Here is a 15,467-nt window from a genome sequence, read left to right on the forward strand (position 1 = left end):
GGTTTCAGCGCGCCGGTGCGCGGGCCAACGCCCACGCATCCACCCGCCGCACGCCGGCTCGCTTCAGCACGCGCGCGCATTCGGCCAGGGTGGCGCCGGTGGTCATCACGTCGTCGAACAGGGCGACGTGATCGGGCAGCACGGCGCCCGCGCGCAGCCGGAACGCGCCGCGCACGTTGCGGCGGCGGGCGGTGCGATCCAGTTCGGTCTGGGCGGAGGTGTCGCGGGTGCGCACAAGCACGTCGGGTCCCTGCGCAAGGCCCAGCATCGCCGCCAGCGGACGCGCCAGCTCCAGCGCCTGGTTGTAGCCGCGCCGGCGCAGGCGCGAGCGGTGCAGCGGCACCGGCACGATCAGGGCCGGCCGTTCGGACGGGACCGGCTCGCCGCGCCACAGCGCCGCCAGCGTGCGGCCGGCGGCAAGGTCGTCGCCGAACTTGAAGCGCGTTTCCAACCGGTCCAGCGGCCAGCCATAACGGAACGGCGCCCAGGCCGCCTCCCACGGCGGCAGCCGGCGCAGGCATTGTCCGCAAGCGGCGGCCGCGACCGGCAGCGGCAAGGCGCAGCGCGCGCAGCAGGAATGATTGCGCGGCATGTCCTTCGCGCAGGCGGTGCACAGGTCCATGCCCGGCGCACCCGCAGCGCCGCACAGCAGGCAGCGCCATGGCAGCACCGTGGCGTGCAGGCGATCGAGCCCGCGCTGGAGCAGACGAACCGGCGCCTCCATGCGCATCCGGCCGGCCTCAGGCCTTCGGCTTGAACATCGCCGCATCCAGAATCGACCACAGGTGGATGATCCACCCCAGCCATACGATCCACAGCACGCCGGCCAGCACGAACATCACGATGGCGATCAGCAGGCGCCCCTGCACCAGCTGGCCGAGGCCAGGGATGAAGAAGCTGCAGATAGCGGCGAGCACATTGCCCGTACTGCCTTGTCCGGTGGTCATGCATGGGCTCCTGGATGGGCTGACTAGGGCGATCGTAGCTTAGGGCTCGTCATTCCGGCGCAGGCCGGAATCCAGTAGCGGGGTGCCATATGGAGTGACTGCATCCAAAGGCCTGCTCTGGCATCCCAGCGACAACCAGGCATTGTCGTTACTGGATGATTCGCTTCGCTCACCCCTTCGGGGCCGCCCTGCGGGCGTTCTTCGCGCTACGCGCTCGTCCGGCCTGCGCCGGAATGACGAGCACCGGGCCATACGTCCCCGCATCGTCAACCTCATTACCACTGTTTCGGTTGACAGACGCCGCGGCGCTGCCAGACTGTCGCCCTTCCCCGCCAGAGCCATCCCCATGACTCAAGCTCTCCGCCACGACTGGACCCGCGACGAGGTCGCCGCGCTGTTCGCGCTGCCGTTCAACGAGCTGCTGCACCGCGCGCACTCGCTGCATCGCGAGCACCACGACCCCAACGCCGTGCAGGTCTCCACCCTGCTGTCGATCAAGACCGGCGGCTGCCCGGAGGACTGCGCCTACTGCCCGCAGGCGGCGCGCTACGACACCGGGGTGAAGGCGCAAAAGCTGATGAGCGTGGATGCCGTGGTGGCGCGCGCGCAGGCGGCCAAGGACGCCGGCGCCAGCCGCTTCTGCATGGGCGCGGCCTGGCGCAGCCCGAAGGACCGCGACGTGGCCAAGGTGGCCGAGATCGTCTCGGCGGTGAAGGCGCTGGGCCTGGAAACCTGCGCCACCCTGGGCATGCTCGACGGCAACCAGGCGCAGGCGCTCAAGCGCGCCGGCCTGGACTACTACAACCACAACCTGGACACCGCGCCGGAGTTCTACGGCGAGATCATCCACACCCGCGACTACCAGGACCGCCTCGACACGCTCGAACACGTGCGCTCGGTGGGCCTGAAGACCTGCTGCGGCGGCATCGTCGGCATGGGCGAGACGCGCACGCAGCGCGCCGGCCTGCTGCAGACCCTGGCCAACCTGCCGGAGCATCCGCAATCGGTGCCGATCAACCAGCTGGTGCAAGTGGCCGGCACGCCGCTGGAAGGTACCGAGACACTGGATCCGTTCGAATTCGTGCGCACCATTGCGGTGGCGCGCATCCTGATGCCGGCCTCGATGGTGCGCCTGTCCGCCGGCCGCCAGCAGATGGACGACGCGGTGCAGGCGCTGTGCTTCTTCGCCGGCGCCAACTCGATCTTCTACGGCGAGAAGCTGCTCACCACCGGCAACCCGGACGTGGAGCACGACCGCCGCCTGTTCCAGCGCCTGGACCTGCATCCGCTGCAAGTGGTGGAAGAAGCCGGCACGGTGCACGCCGATATCCTGGAAGACGCGGCCGCTTCGGAAGGTTACGGCGCAGGCAGCTGCGGCAGCGCTTGCGGCTGCAGCGCGGCGGCCTGACCGCGGCGCCATGCCACGCCCTTCCCTGCTCGCACGCCTGGCGCAGGCCACGCAGGAGCGCGCGCGGTCCGGCCTGCTGCGCCGGCTGCGCACCGTCGAGCATGCCGAGGGCCCGTGGCTGGAAAGCGGCGGGCAGCGCCTGCTCGGTTTCTGCGGCAACGACTATCTGGGCCTGGCGCAGCATCCGCTGGTGATCGCCGCGTTCAAGCGCACCGCGGACGACGAAGGCGTGGGCAGCACCGCCGCGCATCTGATCTGCGGCCATCGCGCCGAACACGCGGCGCTGGAAGAAGCGCTGGCCGACTGGACCGGCCGCGAGCGCGTGGCGCTGTTCTCCACCGGCTACATGGCCAACCTCGGCGCGATGCAGGCGCTGCTGCGCGCGGGCGACGTCTGCGTGCAGGACAAGCTCAATCACGCCTGCCTGCTCGACGGCGCCGCGCTGGCCGGCGCGGAACTGAAGCGCTATCCGCACAACGACGTCGACGGCGCCGCGCGCCAGCTCGCCAGCCGCACGGAGGCCGGCGCATTGCTTGCCACCGACGGCGTGTTCAGCATGGACGGCGACCTCGCCCCGCTGCGCGAACTGGCGAAGCTGTGCGAGGCGCAGGACGCCACCCTGATGGTCGACGACGCGCATGGCCTGGGCGTGCTCGGCGACGACGGCGCCGGCACGCTCAGCCTGCTGGCGCTGGGCCAGCGCGAGGTGCCCGTGCTGATGGCGACCCTGGGCAAGGCGCTGGGCTGCCATGGCGCCTTCGTCGCCGGTTCCGCGGGCCTGATCGAAGGCCTGCTGCAATCCGCGCGCACCTACGTCTACACCACCGCCATGCCGCCGGCCGTCGCCGCCGCCGCGCTGGCCGCGGTGCGCGTGGTGCGCGAGGAAAGCTGGCGGCGCCAGAAGCTGGCCGCGCTGATCCGCCGCTTCCGCGGCGGCGCACGGCAGCTGGGCCTGCCCCTGATGCCCTCGGATACCGCCATCCAGCCGCTGCTGCTGGGCGAGGCCGGTACGGCAATGGCCGCCGCCGGCGCGCTGGAGCAGGTGGGCTTCCTGGTCGGCGCGATCCGCCCGCCCACCGTGCCCGCCGGCAAGGCGCGCCTGCGCATCACGCTGTCGGCGGCCCACGAGGAAGAGCACGTGGACATGCTGCTGGAGGCCCTGTCCGGCCTGGCGCCGGACCAGGCAGCCACCCCGCCGCTATAATGGCGCGCTACCTGCCGTATCCCTCATGCCGATCGTCAATCTCTCCGCCTATAAATTCGTCAGCCTGGAAGACCTTCCGGCGCTGCGCGAGCGCGTGCTCGAACGCTGCCTGGCGCTGTCGCTGAAAGGCACCGTCCTGCTGGCGCCGGAGGGGATCAACCTGTTCCTGGCCGGCCCGCGCGAAGCGACGGACGCGTTCATGGCCTGGCTGCGCGAGGACGCGCGCTTCGCCGACCTCGCGCCGAAGGAGTCGTTGTCCGACGACGTGCCGTTCGGCCGCATGCGCGTGCGGCTGAAGAAGGAAATCATCACCATGCGCCGGCCCACGATCCGCCCCGAAGGCGGCCGCGCACCGTCGGTGGCGCCGGCCACGCTGCGGCGCTGGCTGGAACAGGGCCGCGACGACGACGGGCGCGAAGTGGTGCTGCTGGATACGCGCAACGACTACGAAACGGAGGTGGGCCGGTTCGAGCACGCCGTGGATTACCGCATCGCCAGCTTCACCGCCTTCCCTGAAGCCGTCGCCGCGGATCGCGCGCGCTTCGAGGGCCGCACGGTGGTGTCGTACTGCACCGGCGGCATCCGCTGCGAAAAGGCGGCGCTGCATATGCAGGATATGGGCGTGGCAAACGTGTTCCAGCTCGAAGGCGGCATCCTGAAGTATTTCGAGGAAACCGACGGCGCCTACTGGCGCGGCGGCTGCTTCGTGTTCGACGAACGCGGCGCGGTGGACAAGGAACTCGCTCCTTCCGCCATCGGCGGCGACGGAGCGGACGCATGAGCCTGCACGTGGACGTGCGCGGCGCGGGTCCCGTGCCGGTGGTGATGCTGCACGGCTGGGCCATGCATGGCGGCGTGATGGCGCCGCTGGCCGAGGCGCTGGAACAGCGCTGCACCGTCTATGTGGTGGATCTGCCGGGCCATGGCCATTCGCGCGACTGCGGTATTCCGCTGGCGCCTTCGGCCTGCGCCGCGGCGATTGCCGACGCGACGCCGCCCGCTTTGTGGCTGGGCTGGTCGCTGGGCGGCCTGATCGCGCTCACCGCCGCGCTGGAACGCCCGCGCCAGGTGCGCGGCCTGGCCATGCTCTGCGCCACGCCCAAGTTCGTGCGCGACGACAGCTGGCCCTACGGCAGCGACCCCACCCTGGTGCGCCAGCTCGCCACCGACCTGGAAACCGACTACCACGCCACGCTGGAGCGCTTTCTCGCGCTGGAAGCCATGGGCAGCGCGGACCCGCGCGCCGAGCTGCGCCATCTGCGCGCGCTGGCTTTCGAGCGTGGCGAGCCGGACCTGCGCGTGCTGCAGGAAGGCATCCGCATCCTGGACGACACCGACCGCCGCGCCGCCCTGCCGGACCTGGCCGTGCCCAGCGCCTGGATTGCCGGGCACCGCGACCGCCTGGTGCATCCGCAGGCGATGCAGTGGTCGTCCACCCGATGCGGCGGCCGCTACGACGAGATCGCGCGCGCCGGCCACGCACCGTTCTTCGGCCACGCCGAGGCGGTGGCGCAGGCCCTCAACCCTTTGCTGGACAGCTGGCGATGAGCGACTTCCATATCGACCGGCGCCAGGTCCGCCGCAACTTCGGCCGCGCGGCGCGCACCTACGAGCAGCACGATGCGCTGCAGCGCGAGGTGCAGAACCTGCTGTTCGAGCGGCTGGATTTCTATCTGGAAGCGCCGGCCCTGGTGGTCGACGTCGGCGCCGGCACCGGCCGCGGCGCGGCGCTGCTGAAGAAGCGCTATGCCAAGGCGCAGGTGCTGGCGACCGATCTCGCGCTGCCGATGCTGCGTGCGGCCAGGCAGCATGCGAGCTGGCTGAAGCCGTTCCAGCGCGTGTGCGCGGAAGCCACCGCGCTGCCGCTGCCTGACCACAGCGTGGACGTGCTGCATTCCAACCTGTGCTTCCAGTGGATCGACGACCTGCAGGCGCTGTTCGGCGAATGCGTGCGCGTGCTCAAGCCCGGCGGCCTGCTGCTGTTCTCCACCTTCGGCCCCGACACGCTGAAGGAACTGCGCGCGGCCTGGGCGCAGGCCGACCAGCAGCCGCACGTGAGCCGCTTCCTGGACATGCACGACCTGGGCGACGCCATGATCGCCGCCGGCCTGCGCGACCCGGTGCTGGACGTGGACCGCTACACCCTCACCTACAGCGAGCCGCGCCTGCTGCTGAAGGAACTGCAGGGCCTGGGCGCCACCAATGCCGACACCGCGCGCGAGCGCGGGCTGACCGGCAAGAAGCACTATCGCCAGATGCTGGACGCCTACGAAAGCATGCGCGTCGACGGACGCGTGCCGGCCACCTGGGAGGTGGTGACGGCGCATGCGTGGGGTCCGGCGACCGGCCAGTCGCGCCGCGTGAAAGGCGGCGGCGAGATCGCCAGCTTCTCGGTGGACAGCCTGCGCGGTTCGCGCCGCCGCTAGGCGCCGAACCGGTTGAGCGGCAGGCGCAGGTAGCGCACGCCTTCCTCGTCCGGTGGCGGCAGGCGGCCGCCGCGGATATTCACCTGCAGCGCCGGCAGCAGCAGCCGCGGCACGGGCAGCGTGGCGTCGCGCGCGGTGCGCAGGGCGACGAAGGAGGCTTCGGTCGCGCCATCTTTCACGTGCACGTTGCCGTGGCGCTGCGCGGGGATGCTGGTCTGCGCCTCCGCGCCGCGCGAAGCGGGCGGATAGTCGTGGCACAGGAACAGCCGCGTTTCCGGCGGCAGCGCGAGGATGCGCTGGATCGACGCGTACAGGCGCGAGGCATCGCCGCCGGGGAAATCGCAGCGCGCGGTGCCGGTTTCCGGCGCGAACAGCGTGTCGCCCACGAAGGCCGCATCGCCGATCAGATAGGTCAGCCCGTCGTCGGTGTGGCCCGGCGTGGCCATGGCGCGGATCTCCATCACGCCCGCATGCAGCGCGTCGCCATCGCGCAGCAGGCGGTCGAACTGGCGGCCGTCCGGCACGAATTCCTCGCCCAGGCCGAACAGCGCCTTGAAGCGCGACTGCACGCGCACGATGCCTTCGCCGATGGCGAGTTTCGCGCCGAACGCATTGCGCAGGTGGTCGCCTGCGCTGAGGTGATCGGCATGGGCATGGGTTTCCAGGATCCATTCGACCGTTAGCCGCTGTTCGTGCACATAAGCGATCACGGCATCGGCCGAGGCGCTCGACACGTGGGCGGCGGCCGCGTCGTAGTCCAGTACCGGGTCGATCACCACGGCGGAGCGGCCTTCGTGGACGACGTAGGTGAAGGTGTGGGTGTCGGCGTGGAAGAACGCGTGGACGATGGGCTGGAGCGGGGACATCGGTATTACCTCGCCGGCATGGCGGTGACGCAGCGGACATAGTGCAGCGCGCCGGTTGTTCTTGTCACCGCTCCTACTGAAACTCTTCCCCGCTGGGGAGCACGCGGGGAGCGCACATGGATGTGCGCGGCGTTGAGGAGCGAGGAAGATGCCGGTCCCACGGGGACTCCCTTCGGTCGCAGCAGATGAGGGCGGGTGCTCGCGGTGGCGCTTCTACGGGGCGAAGAAAAACTTTGGCGCTTGTGGCGGCCCTCCGCGCACCGCTCCGCCCGGCCCCTCACCCCAGCCCTCTCCCCGGAGGGGAGAGGGAGCAAGAGCTGCGGCGGCGCTGATTATTTGGCGTTGTGGCGGAAACAACCGGTGATGTGGTCGTCCACCATGCCGGTGGCCTGCATGAAGGCGTAGCAGATGGTGCTGCCGACGAAACGGAAGCCGCGCTTTTTCAAGTCCTTGCTCATGCGGTCCGACACCGCCGTGCTGGCCGGCACCTCGCTGCGTTCGCGCCAGCGGTTCTTCAGCGGCTTGCCATCGACGAAAGACCATAAAAGCGCATCGAGGCTGCCCATTTCGTCGATGACCTTGAGCGCCGCCTGCGCATTGCCGCGCGTGGCGGAGAGCTTGAGGCGGTTGCGCACGATGCCCGGATCGAGCATGAGCTTTTCCAGCTCGCGGTCTTTCATCGCCGCCACGCGCGCGATCTCGAAGTTGTGGAACACCTCGCGGTAGCGCTCACGCTTGACCAGCACCGTGCGCCACGAAAGGCCGGCCTGCGCGCCTTCCAGGATCAGGCATTCGAACAGCAGGCGGTCGTCGTGCAGCGGCACGCCCCATTCGCTGTCGTGGTAGTCGCGTTCGATCTCGCTGCCGTCGGCCCAGGCGCAGCGGGTGAGAGGCTTGGCCATGCGTCGTGCTCCGGAAGGGAGACGAAGCATAGATGGGGAACGGGGAACGGGGAACGGGGAACGGAAGAGCGTCGGTCGAGCGCCCCTGATCCCCGCTCCCCATTCCCCGTTCCCTGCTTTCAGATCGTGATCGCCTCGCGCCGCCGCTGGCGCATATGGTTGAGCACCAGCACCACCACCAGCAGCACCAGCACCACGGCGAAGATGCTGACGCCGAGGTTGTCGCCGCGCAGGCCGGCGGCATAGCCGGCGGGCAGCTGGCTGCCGTTGTCTTCGATATTCACCGCGGCCATGCCGGTGTAGTGCATGCCGCACACGGCGATGCCCATGACCAGGGCACTGCCGACCATCTGCGCCATGCCGCGCAGATTGAAGGCCAGCCATAGCGCGGCGATCGAGGCGACGATGGCGATCAGCACGGACAGCGCCACGATGCTCACGTCGTAGGTGATGAAAGCGCCCATCAGCACCGCCGCCATGCCGAGGTAATGCATGCCGGCCACGCCCAGGCCCATGCACACGCCGGCCGCCACCAGCTTGGGCCAGCTGAAACTGCCGCTGCCGGCGATGGCCAGGCCCATCGAGCAGGCCGCGAACGCAAGCACCGCCGACAGCGAGGTGCGCGCCAGGTCGTAGGTGACCGGCATGCCCATGTCGCAGGCGAGCATGGCAATGAAATGCATCGCCCAGATCGCGCCCACGCCCATCGCCGCACCGGCGGCGAGGATGGCGGCGGTGCGCTGGCGGCTGCTTTGCGCCAGCGGAATGCCGACCGCCAGTTGCAGCGCCGTATACGAACCGAGCACCGAGATCAGGTAGGAAAGAACGATCAGCATCCAGCTGTAGCTTTGATGCGCAGCCATGGCATTTCTCCTTAGGTTCGCGTGGAAACGGGTTCGTGCGGAAATCGGTCGCGTGGAAATTCAAAAAAAGCCCGCCTGCGGCGCGGCTGCGCCGTGGGTGTCTGCCATGGGTCCGGGCCGGGACCGGTCCCCCCTGCCTACTGCACGTCCGTCAGTGCGAGATTTCGAGAATGCAGCTCGCCGCGCCGTGGCTGCGGCAGAACAGGTTGCGTACGAACACGGTCTGCGGCTCGACGGATCCGCCGAGCACGCCTTCGATATAGCCACTGAAGAAACGGCAGCCGGACTGGCTGCCCGGCGAACACAGCGGGCTGTTCTGGATCAGCAGCTGGCCGTCGCGCCAGTCCACGCTGGCCAGCTCGCGCATCGCCGGCACGGCGATGCGCTTGATCGCGTCGACCAGGGTGAGCCTGGCGCCCATCGCGTATTCGCGCTTGTACACCCATGCGCCGGTGCGGCGGCCGGCCAGGTGCAGCGAGGCTTCGCGCGCATCGGCCGCCACCGCGTGCTCGAGATTGCGCAGCCAGGGATAGATCTTGGGATAGTCGCGCGCCAGCTGCGGCAGCGTGCTTTCCACCTGGTGCACGTCAGGGCCGGCGCTCTGCGTCAGCGGAGCCGGCGGCGCCAGCGGCGCGGGCCCGGGCGCGGATGCCGCCTGCGCCATCGCCGCCATCGCCGGACGGCCTTCGGCCAGGCCCGCTTCGAAGCTCAGCACGCGGCTGTGCGTGGCCAGCGCCTCTTCCATCGCGAGCTGCCGGTCGGTGGGACCGCGCACGATCATGGTCAGCCAGGTTCCCCGGCTGTCCTGGGACAAGCGTTGCCGCACCAGGGTGAATCCGTTGGCCACGACCACGCGGCCAAGCTCCACCAGCAATCCTTCGCGGCGGTCCGAGAGGACCTGCACCTCCAGCTCGATCATCTTTCCCCCTGTGGTCGATGCTGGTTTCAATTGTGGACGGCAACATGATTCATGCGATCCAGGCAAAATGTGATGTCTTTCTAGAAACTCGCATTGCGCCTCGCATTCAATGATTGGCTCGGCCGGCGCTGTACACGCGCTCTTCACGCAAGCGCGTCGACGCACGTCGATCCATCGCCAAGCTTGCGCATTGCTGACCTCTTTCCACTCACGCCGCGCACCGGCCCGGCGAAAAAATTTGCGCAGGCCACATGTCTTCGAATGCTTCCAGGCGCGGCGCGATCGCCGCGATGCTCGTCACCATCCTCATCTGGGCTTACAGCTGGGTGGTGATGAAGCAGGTGCTGCAGCATGCGGGGCCGTTCCAGTTCTCCGCGCTGCGCTACACGCTGGGCGCGCTGGTGCTGTTCGGCGTGCTGCTGGCGACGCGGCAGCCGCTGCGTCCGCCGCCGCTGCTGCCGACGGCGCTGATCGGCTTGTGCCAGACCGCGGCGTTCCAGGGCCTTGGCCAGTGGGCGCTGGTGGAAGGCGGTGCGGGACGCGTCGCACTGCTCGCCTACACCATGCCGTTCTGGGCGGTGCTGCTGGCGTGGGTGGTATTGCGCGAGAAACCCACGCCGCGGCATTGGGCGGGACTCGCGCTCGCCGCGCTGGGCCTGGTATGCATCATCGAACCCTGGCGCGGCCTGGGCACCGGCGGCAGCACCTTGCTGGCGATCGCTGCGGGCGCGGCCTGGGCGATGGGCACGGTGCTGAGCAAGCGCATGTTCCAGCGGCACAAGCCGACGCCGCTCAACCTCACCGCGTGGCAGATGCTGTTCGGCGCGCTGGGCCTGTGCGTGGTGGCGCTGCTGGTGCCGCAGCGGCCGATCGACTGGACCTGGGAGCTGATCGCGGGCCTGGCCTACAGCGTGGTGCTGGCGTCGAGCGTGGCCTGGGGCCTGTGGCTGCTGGTGCTGCAGCGCCTGCCGACCGCGGTGGCGAGCCTTTCGAGCCTGGGCGTGCCGATCGTCAGCGTGCTGCTGGCGTGGGCGATCCTGCACGAGCAGCCGTCGGCGATGGAATGGGTGGGTATGGCGCTGGTTCTTGCCGGCTTGCTTGCGGTGAGCGGTTTGAAATTGAAGAGGCCGGCGTAGGTTGGGGTTAGCCGCAGGCGAACCCCAACAGTGCGGGAAAGCTGGGGTTCGCCTGCGGCTCACCCCAACCTACGGTTCTACGGTTTTCACCAGGGCAGCGCGTCGAGATCGACGTTGCCGCCGGTCAGCACCAGGCCGACGCGGCGGCCGGCGAAATGCTCGGGCTGCTTCAGCACCGCGGCCAGCACGGTGGCGCTGGACGGTTCGATCACCAGCTTCAGTTCGCGCCACAGCAGCTTCATCGCCGCGACCACTTCTTCGTCGCTGACGGTGATCACCTGCGTGCGATGCGTGCGCAGCGCTTCGAAGTTCGGCTCGCCGACCAGTGCACGCAGGCCATCGCAGATGGTGTCCGGATGAAAGGACTCGATGCGTGCGCCGCGCGCCAGCGACTGCGCGATATCGTCCGCACCCGCCGGCTCCGCGCCGAACATCGCCAGCTCCGGCTTCAGGCCATGCGCGGCAATCGCGCAACCGGCGGCAAGCCCGCCGCCGCCGAGCGGCGTGATCAGCGCATCGATGCCTTCCACCTGGCGCAGCAGCTCCAGCACCAGCGTGCCCTGCCCCGCCATCACGCGCGGGTCGGCATAGGGATGCACCATTTCCGCGCCGGTCTGGCGCTGCACCTCGGCGGACATCGCCTCGCGCGCCGCTTGCGTCGGCCCGCAGCGATGCAGCACCGCGCCGGCCTGTTCGATCGCATCCACCTTGGCGCGCACCGCGCCAGCGGGCACCACCACATGCGCCGTGATGCCGCGCGTGGCGGCCGCCATCGCCAAGGCATTGCCGTGATTGCCGGAGGAGTGCGTGACCACGCCGCGCGCGGCTTGTTCGTCGTCCAGCGACCACACCGCATTGCAGGCGCCGCGGAACTTGAACGCGCCGCCGCGCTGCAGGTTCTCGCATTTGAAATGCAGTTCCGCGCCGGCCAGCGCATCCAGGCGCGCACTGCGCAGCACCGGCGTCACCACGGCGTAAGGAGCGATGCGCGCGGCGGCGTCGCGGATCTGGTCGAGGTCGGGCAGTGCACTCATGGCAGTTCGATCTCCACGCCGCAGCGGAAGCGGCGTTCGGTTCCGGGTTCGAGGCGGATGGCATCGGCGCAATCCGCCCGGTTGAAGGCATCGGCCCAGCTTTCCATCGGCTCCAGCGCCACCGAGCGGCGCACGTCGCGCGTGACGGTGTCGGCGGTGAACACCAGCATCACGCCGGACTCCTGCCACACGGCCAGGCCCAGGCCGCTGTCGGGATCGCGCAGGCGGGTGCGGGCGCGGCCGTCCTCGTCCAGGCGCAGCTGCGCGTAAGCATGGTTGATCTCGTGTGCGCCGATCGGGCGCGGGCGGCGGAAATCCAGCGCGGGCTCTTCCTGCATCGGCACGTGCGCCGCCTTGCCGGGCAGCGGGATGTAGTGGGCGTCGGTGCGCACGATGGTCTCGGCGGGAATCTGCAGTTCCCAGGCATCGGCCGGCCCGTCGCCCAGGCGGAAGTACGGATGCCAGCCGAAGAAGCACGGCGCCGCGCGGTCGCCGACATTGCGCATGCCGGCTTCCAGCGTGAGGCCGTCGGCATCGAGCAGGTAGCTGATGCTGAGGTCGATCGCGAAGGGGTAGCCCGGATGCACGCCGGGGCGGATCGCCGAGGTGCGGAATTCGACATGCGCACCCAATTCGTTCGCGCCGAAACCGGCCAGCTCGAAATCCACGCCGCGCACGAAGCCATGCCGCGCCGCCCGCTGCGCGCCCTCGATGCCCGGCTGCAGGTCGTGGGTTTCGCCATCGAAGCTGTAGCGCGCATCGTCGATGCGGTTGGCGAACGGCGCCATGATGGCGAAGCGCGAGCTGGGGCGGCTGTCCAGCTCGGCGGCGTCGCGGTAGCCATCGGCCAGGTCCAGCGTGGCCGCGCCCAGGGTCTGTTCCAGCCCGATCACGGTGGCGCCGCGCCGCGCGATGCGCACGCGGCGGCCGCGGGAAGGGTCTTCCAGGATCACGATCTCGTGGGGTCCCACGCTGCTGCGTCCGGCGCGGTAGGCATGGCTCGGCATTAGCTTGTCCTGCTGCGAAAATGCCGCATGTTAGCCTGAACCGTCTCCGCAGCCTGCCAATGTCCCCCATGAGCGCACGCGACCAGCTTTCCGCACCTACCATCCGCCTCAGCGATTACCGCGCACCCGCCTGGCGGGTGGAGCGCGTCGAACTGGAGTTCGACTTAGGGATCGACGTCACCGAGGTGTCGTCCCGCTTGCTCCTGCGCCGAGACCCCGCGCAGGACGAACCGCTGCGGCTGGATGGCGAAGGGCTGGAGCTGCTTTCCATCGCACTGGATGGCCAGCCGCTGGATGCCAGCCGCTACCGCCAGAACGAAGGCGAGCTGGAAGTGGATGGCGCGCGCGACGGCAGCGTGCTGGAAACGCGGGTACGCCTGCAGCCGGCGCGGAACACGGCGCTGGAAGGCCTGTATCTGTCGGGTTCGCGCGAAAGCGGCTTCCTGCTGACGCAGTGCGAGGCGGAAGGGTTTCGCCACATCACGTTCTTTCCCGACCGGCCGGACGTGCTGGCCCGCTACACGGTGACGCTGCGCGCCGACAAGGCACGCTTCCCGGTGCTGCTGGCCGGCGGCAATCCCGAAGGCGCGGGCGAGATGCAGGACGGGCGGCATTGGGCGCGGTTCGTCGATCCGCATCCGAAGCCGAGCTATCTGTTCGCCACGGTGGCCGGGCGGCTGGAAAAAATCGAGCACGATTACCGCACGGCGGACGGGCGCGCGGTCAAGCTGGTGATCTGGTCCGAGGCCAACGTGATCGACCGCTGCCACTACGCAATGGATGCGCTGGAGCGTTCGATGCGCTGGGACGAGCAGGCTTACGGGCGCAACTACGACCTGGACGTTTTCCACGTGGTCGCCACCCACGATTTCAATATGGGCGCGATGGAGAACAAGGGCCTCAATATCTTCAACGCGAAATACCTGCTGGCCGATCCGGATTCGACCACCGACGACGAATACCGCGCGGTGGAAGCGGTGGTGGCGCACGAGTACTTCCATAACTGGAGCGGCAACCGCGTCACCTGCCGCGACTGGTTCCAGCTGTCGCTGAAGGAAGGGCTGACGGTATTCCGCGAGCAGCAGTTCTCGGCGGACATGAATTCGCCGGCGCTGAAACGCATCGAGGACGTGGCGCTGCTGCGCCGCGCGCAGTTCCCGGAAGATGCCGGCCCGCTGGCGCATCCGGTGCGTCCGGCGCAGTACAGCGAGATCAACAACTTCTATACCGCGACGGTGTACGAGAAGGGTTCGGAGCTGGTGCGGATGATCGCGGGGCGGCTGGGCGAGCAAGGTTTCCGGCGCGGCATGGATCTGTATTTCTCGCGCAACGATGGGCGGGCAGCGACGATCGAGGATTTCCTCGGCGCGCTGGGCGAGGCGAACGGGATCGATCTGTCGCCTTATCTGGCCTGGTATGCGCAGGCGGGTACGCCGCGCCTGCGCGCCAGCGGCCGTTACGACGCGATGCGGCGCGAGTACGCGCTCACGCTGGCCCAGCACACGCCGCCTACGCCCGGGCAGGCGGAGAAGCGGGCGTTGCCGATTCCCGTGAAGCTCGCGCTGTTCGCGCGCGATGGGCGGATGCTGCCGCTGCATGTCGACGGACATCCGCAGTCGGGTGCGACCGAGCTGGTGGTGGTGGCCGACAAGGCCGAACAGCAGATCGTGTTCCGCGATGTCGACGCCGCGCCGGTGCCGTCGCTGCTGCGTGGCTTCTCGGCGCCGGTGATCCTGGAAGGCATGGACGCCGCGGCCGACCTCGCCCTGCTGCTGCGCCACGACGCCGACGGCTTCAACCGCTGGCAGGCCGGGCAGCAACTGGCCACCTGCGCATACGAGGCGCTGCGCGAACATGGCGGCGGCGAGGCGGTGGAGGCGTGGAGCGGTGCACTGGCGGAGCTGTTTGCCGAAGACGGCGTGGATCCCGCCCTGCTGGCCGACCTGATGACGCCACCCGGCGAGGTGGAGCTGGCCGAGCGCGAGCGCGAAGCGGATCCGCAGCGCATCCATGCCATGCGCGAACAACTGCAGCGGCGGCTGGCCGAACGCCTGGGCGCCGAGGCCATCCTGGCGCGCTATCAGGCCTTGTCCGCCCGGACCAGCGAAAAGCTCGACGCCGCCAGCCAGGCGCAGCGCCGGCTGAAGCGGCGCATGCTCGATCTGCTCGCCCTGCTCGATACGCCACGTGCTCAGGCTCTGGCCGAGCAGCAATACGAACGCGCGCCCGGCATGACCGACCGCCTCGCCGCGCTGGCGGTGCTGGTGCGCACCGGCGCGCCGCAGGCCGTGGAGGCGCTGGCGCATTTCCGCCAGCGCTATGCGGACAACCCGCTGGCGCTGGACAAGTGGTTCAGCGTGCAGACCCAGCAACCCGGCGAGCCGGCGCTGGCGACCGTGCAGGCGCTGGAGCGGGACGCCGCGTTCACCCTGAAGAATCCCAACCGGGTCAATTCACTCTATGGCGCCTGGGCGCGCAGCAACCCGTCGGGTTTCCACCGCACCGACGGGGCGGGCTATCGGCTGCTGGCGGAACGGCTGGCCGCGCTGGATGCGCTCAATCCGCAGATCGCCGCCCGGCTGGCCACCGTGTTCAACGGCTGGCGCCGGCTGGAGCCGGTGCGCCGCGCACGCGCCAGGGAAGCGATTGCCGCTTTGGCGGAACGGGAAGGCCTGTCGCGCAATCTCGGCGAGATCGTGCAGAGCATGCTGCACGAGTAGGCGAAGCGAGCGGGTGGCCCGGCGCGCCGGGCCGC

15 protein-coding genes are annotated in these 15,467 nt (G+C 69.5%); 7 read left to right on the plus strand and 8 right to left on the minus strand.

What is annotated here, in order from left to right; all coding sequences use genetic code 11:
- Positions 1 to 4 precede the first annotated feature (4 nt).
- Both FHW85_RS16615 and FHW85_RS16620 read right to left on the minus strand, forming a co-directional pair.
- On the minus strand, positions 5 to 724 hold the full coding sequence (locus tag FHW85_RS16615) for a ComF family protein (protein WP_168648987.1): 720 nt from the start codon (positions 722 to 724) through the stop codon (positions 5 to 7).
- A 16-nt stretch (positions 725 to 740) separates the two neighbouring features.
- Positions 741 to 947: a hypothetical protein gene (locus FHW85_RS16620; RefSeq protein WP_167254818.1), complete on the minus strand. Its 207-nt coding sequence runs from the start codon at positions 945 to 947 to the stop codon at positions 741 to 743.
- Positions 948 to 1,293: 346 nt separating this feature from the next.
- Here FHW85_RS16620 and bioB point away from each other — a divergent pair, with 346 nt between their 5' ends.
- Genes bioB through bioC form a run of 5 tightly spaced genes read left to right on the plus strand, consistent with a single transcriptional unit; the run spans position 1,294 to position 5,985 of the window.
- Positions 1,294 to 2,355 carry a biotin synthase BioB gene (gene bioB, locus FHW85_RS16625; protein WP_168648988.1) on the plus strand — a complete coding sequence of 354 codons (1,062 nt, stop codon included), beginning with the start codon at positions 1,294 to 1,296 and terminating at the stop codon, positions 2,353 to 2,355.
- A gap of 10 nt (positions 2,356 to 2,365) precedes the next feature.
- Entirely contained in the window at positions 2,366 to 3,559 is a 1,194-nt protein-coding gene (bioF, locus tag FHW85_RS16630; protein ID WP_168648989.1) for an 8-amino-7-oxononanoate synthase, read from the plus strand.
- Between the two features lie 25 nt (positions 3,560 to 3,584).
- Positions 3,585 to 4,340, plus strand: a complete 756-nt coding sequence (locus FHW85_RS16635) for a sulfurtransferase (protein ID WP_168648990.1) — start codon at positions 3,585 to 3,587, stop codon at positions 4,338 to 4,340.
- On the plus strand, positions 4,337 to 5,107 hold the full coding sequence (gene bioH / locus FHW85_RS16640; RefSeq protein WP_168648991.1) for a pimeloyl-ACP methyl ester esterase BioH: 771 nt from the start codon (positions 4,337 to 4,339) through the stop codon (positions 5,105 to 5,107). The genes FHW85_RS16635 and bioH overlap by 4 nt, the downstream gene beginning before the upstream one ends.
- Complete coding sequence (bioC, locus tag FHW85_RS16645; RefSeq protein ID WP_167254810.1) at positions 5,104 to 5,985, plus strand: malonyl-ACP O-methyltransferase BioC; 882 nt, start codon at positions 5,104 to 5,106, stop codon at positions 5,983 to 5,985. Before bioH ends, bioC begins: the two co-directional genes overlap by 4 nt.
- Here bioC and FHW85_RS16650 read toward each other — a convergent pair.
- From FHW85_RS16650 to FHW85_RS16665, 4 genes are all read right to left on the minus strand, one after another.
- A complete protein-coding gene (locus FHW85_RS16650) occupies positions 5,982 to 6,851 on the minus strand; it encodes an MBL fold metallo-hydrolase (RefSeq protein WP_168648992.1) in 870 nt (289 codons plus the stop codon). The genes bioC and FHW85_RS16650 overlap by 4 nt on opposite strands.
- Positions 6,852 to 7,183: 332 nt before the next feature.
- Positions 7,184 to 7,753, minus strand: a complete 570-nt coding sequence (locus tag FHW85_RS16655; RefSeq protein WP_168648993.1) for a DNA-3-methyladenine glycosylase I — start codon at positions 7,751 to 7,753, stop codon at positions 7,184 to 7,186.
- 119 nt (positions 7,754 to 7,872) lie between these two features.
- Positions 7,873 to 8,616, minus strand: a complete 744-nt coding sequence (locus tag FHW85_RS16660; RefSeq protein ID WP_167254807.1) for an MHYT domain-containing protein — start codon at positions 8,614 to 8,616, stop codon at positions 7,873 to 7,875.
- A 151-nt stretch (positions 8,617 to 8,767) separates the two neighbouring features.
- On the minus strand, positions 8,768 to 9,535 hold the full coding sequence (locus FHW85_RS16665) for a hypothetical protein (protein ID WP_168648994.1): 768 nt from the start codon (positions 9,533 to 9,535) through the stop codon (positions 8,768 to 8,770).
- A 251-nt stretch (positions 9,536 to 9,786) separates the two neighbouring features.
- On the opposite strand from FHW85_RS16665, the gene FHW85_RS16670 reads away from it, so the two are divergent.
- The gene (locus tag FHW85_RS16670) at positions 9,787 to 10,671 is read left to right on the plus strand and encodes a DMT family transporter (RefSeq protein ID WP_168648995.1); all 885 of its coding nucleotides are present in this window, start codon (positions 9,787 to 9,789) and stop codon (positions 10,669 to 10,671) included.
- Between the two features lie 86 nt (positions 10,672 to 10,757).
- Here the strand turns inward: FHW85_RS16670 and FHW85_RS16675 are convergent, their stop codons facing one another.
- Together FHW85_RS16675 and FHW85_RS16680 are read right to left on the minus strand one after the other, a co-directional pair.
- On the minus strand, positions 10,758 to 11,705 hold the full coding sequence (locus tag FHW85_RS16675; protein ID WP_168648996.1) for a pyridoxal-phosphate dependent enzyme: 948 nt from the start codon (positions 11,703 to 11,705) through the stop codon (positions 10,758 to 10,760).
- Positions 11,702 to 12,712 carry an aldose epimerase gene (locus FHW85_RS16680; protein ID WP_168648997.1) on the minus strand — a complete coding sequence of 337 codons (1,011 nt, stop codon included), beginning with the start codon at positions 12,710 to 12,712 and terminating at the stop codon, positions 11,702 to 11,704. The genes FHW85_RS16675 and FHW85_RS16680 overlap by 4 nt, the downstream gene beginning before the upstream one ends.
- A 68-nt stretch (positions 12,713 to 12,780) precedes the next feature.
- Here FHW85_RS16680 and pepN point away from each other — a divergent pair, with 68 nt between their 5' ends.
- Positions 12,781 to 15,432, plus strand: a complete 2,652-nt coding sequence (gene pepN / locus FHW85_RS16685) for an aminopeptidase N (protein WP_168648998.1) — start codon at positions 12,781 to 12,783, stop codon at positions 15,430 to 15,432.
- Positions 15,433 to 15,467: the final 35 nt, after the last annotated feature.

Origin of the sequence: Dyella sp. SG609, assembly GCF_012275375.1 — a bacterium.
Lineage (GTDB): Bacteria > Pseudomonadota > Gammaproteobacteria > Xanthomonadales > Rhodanobacteraceae > Dyella_D > Dyella_D marensis.

Bases quoted from the DNA above. Each gene is read 5' to 3' on its own strand.
- FHW85_RS16615 (WP_168648987.1), bottom strand. From the start codon at position 724: ATGGAGGCGCCGGTTCGTCTGCTCCAGCGCGGGCTCGATCGCCTGCAC.
- FHW85_RS16620 (WP_167254818.1), bottom strand. From the start codon at position 947: ATGACCACCGGACAAGGCAGTACGGGCAATGTGCTCGCCGCTATCTGC.
- bioB (WP_168648988.1), top strand. From the start codon at position 1,294: ATGACTCAAGCTCTCCGCCACGACTGGACCCGCGACGAGGTCGCCGCG.
- bioF (WP_168648989.1), top strand. From the start codon at position 2,366: ATGCCACGCCCTTCCCTGCTCGCACGCCTGGCGCAGGCCACGCAGGAG.
- FHW85_RS16635 (WP_168648990.1), top strand. From the start codon at position 3,585: ATGCCGATCGTCAATCTCTCCGCCTATAAATTCGTCAGCCTGGAAGAC.
- bioH (WP_168648991.1), top strand. From the start codon at position 4,337: ATGAGCCTGCACGTGGACGTGCGCGGCGCGGGTCCCGTGCCGGTGGTG.
- bioC (WP_167254810.1), top strand. From the start codon at position 5,104: ATGAGCGACTTCCATATCGACCGGCGCCAGGTCCGCCGCAACTTCGGC.
- FHW85_RS16650 (WP_168648992.1), bottom strand. From the start codon at position 6,851: ATGTCCCCGCTCCAGCCCATCGTCCACGCGTTCTTCCACGCCGACACC.
- FHW85_RS16655 (WP_168648993.1), bottom strand. From the start codon at position 7,753: ATGGCCAAGCCTCTCACCCGCTGCGCCTGGGCCGACGGCAGCGAGATC.
- FHW85_RS16660 (WP_167254807.1), bottom strand. From the start codon at position 8,616: ATGGCTGCGCATCAAAGCTACAGCTGGATGCTGATCGTTCTTTCCTAC.
- FHW85_RS16665 (WP_168648994.1), bottom strand. From the start codon at position 9,535: ATGATCGAGCTGGAGGTGCAGGTCCTCTCGGACCGCCGCGAAGGATTG.
- FHW85_RS16670 (WP_168648995.1), top strand. From the start codon at position 9,787: ATGTCTTCGAATGCTTCCAGGCGCGGCGCGATCGCCGCGATGCTCGTC.
- FHW85_RS16675 (WP_168648996.1), bottom strand. From the start codon at position 11,705: ATGAGTGCACTGCCCGACCTCGACCAGATCCGCGACGCCGCCGCGCGC.
- FHW85_RS16680 (WP_168648997.1), bottom strand. From the start codon at position 12,712: ATGCCGAGCCATGCCTACCGCGCCGGACGCAGCAGCGTGGGACCCCAC.
- pepN (WP_168648998.1), top strand. From the start codon at position 12,781: ATGAGCGCACGCGACCAGCTTTCCGCACCTACCATCCGCCTCAGCGAT.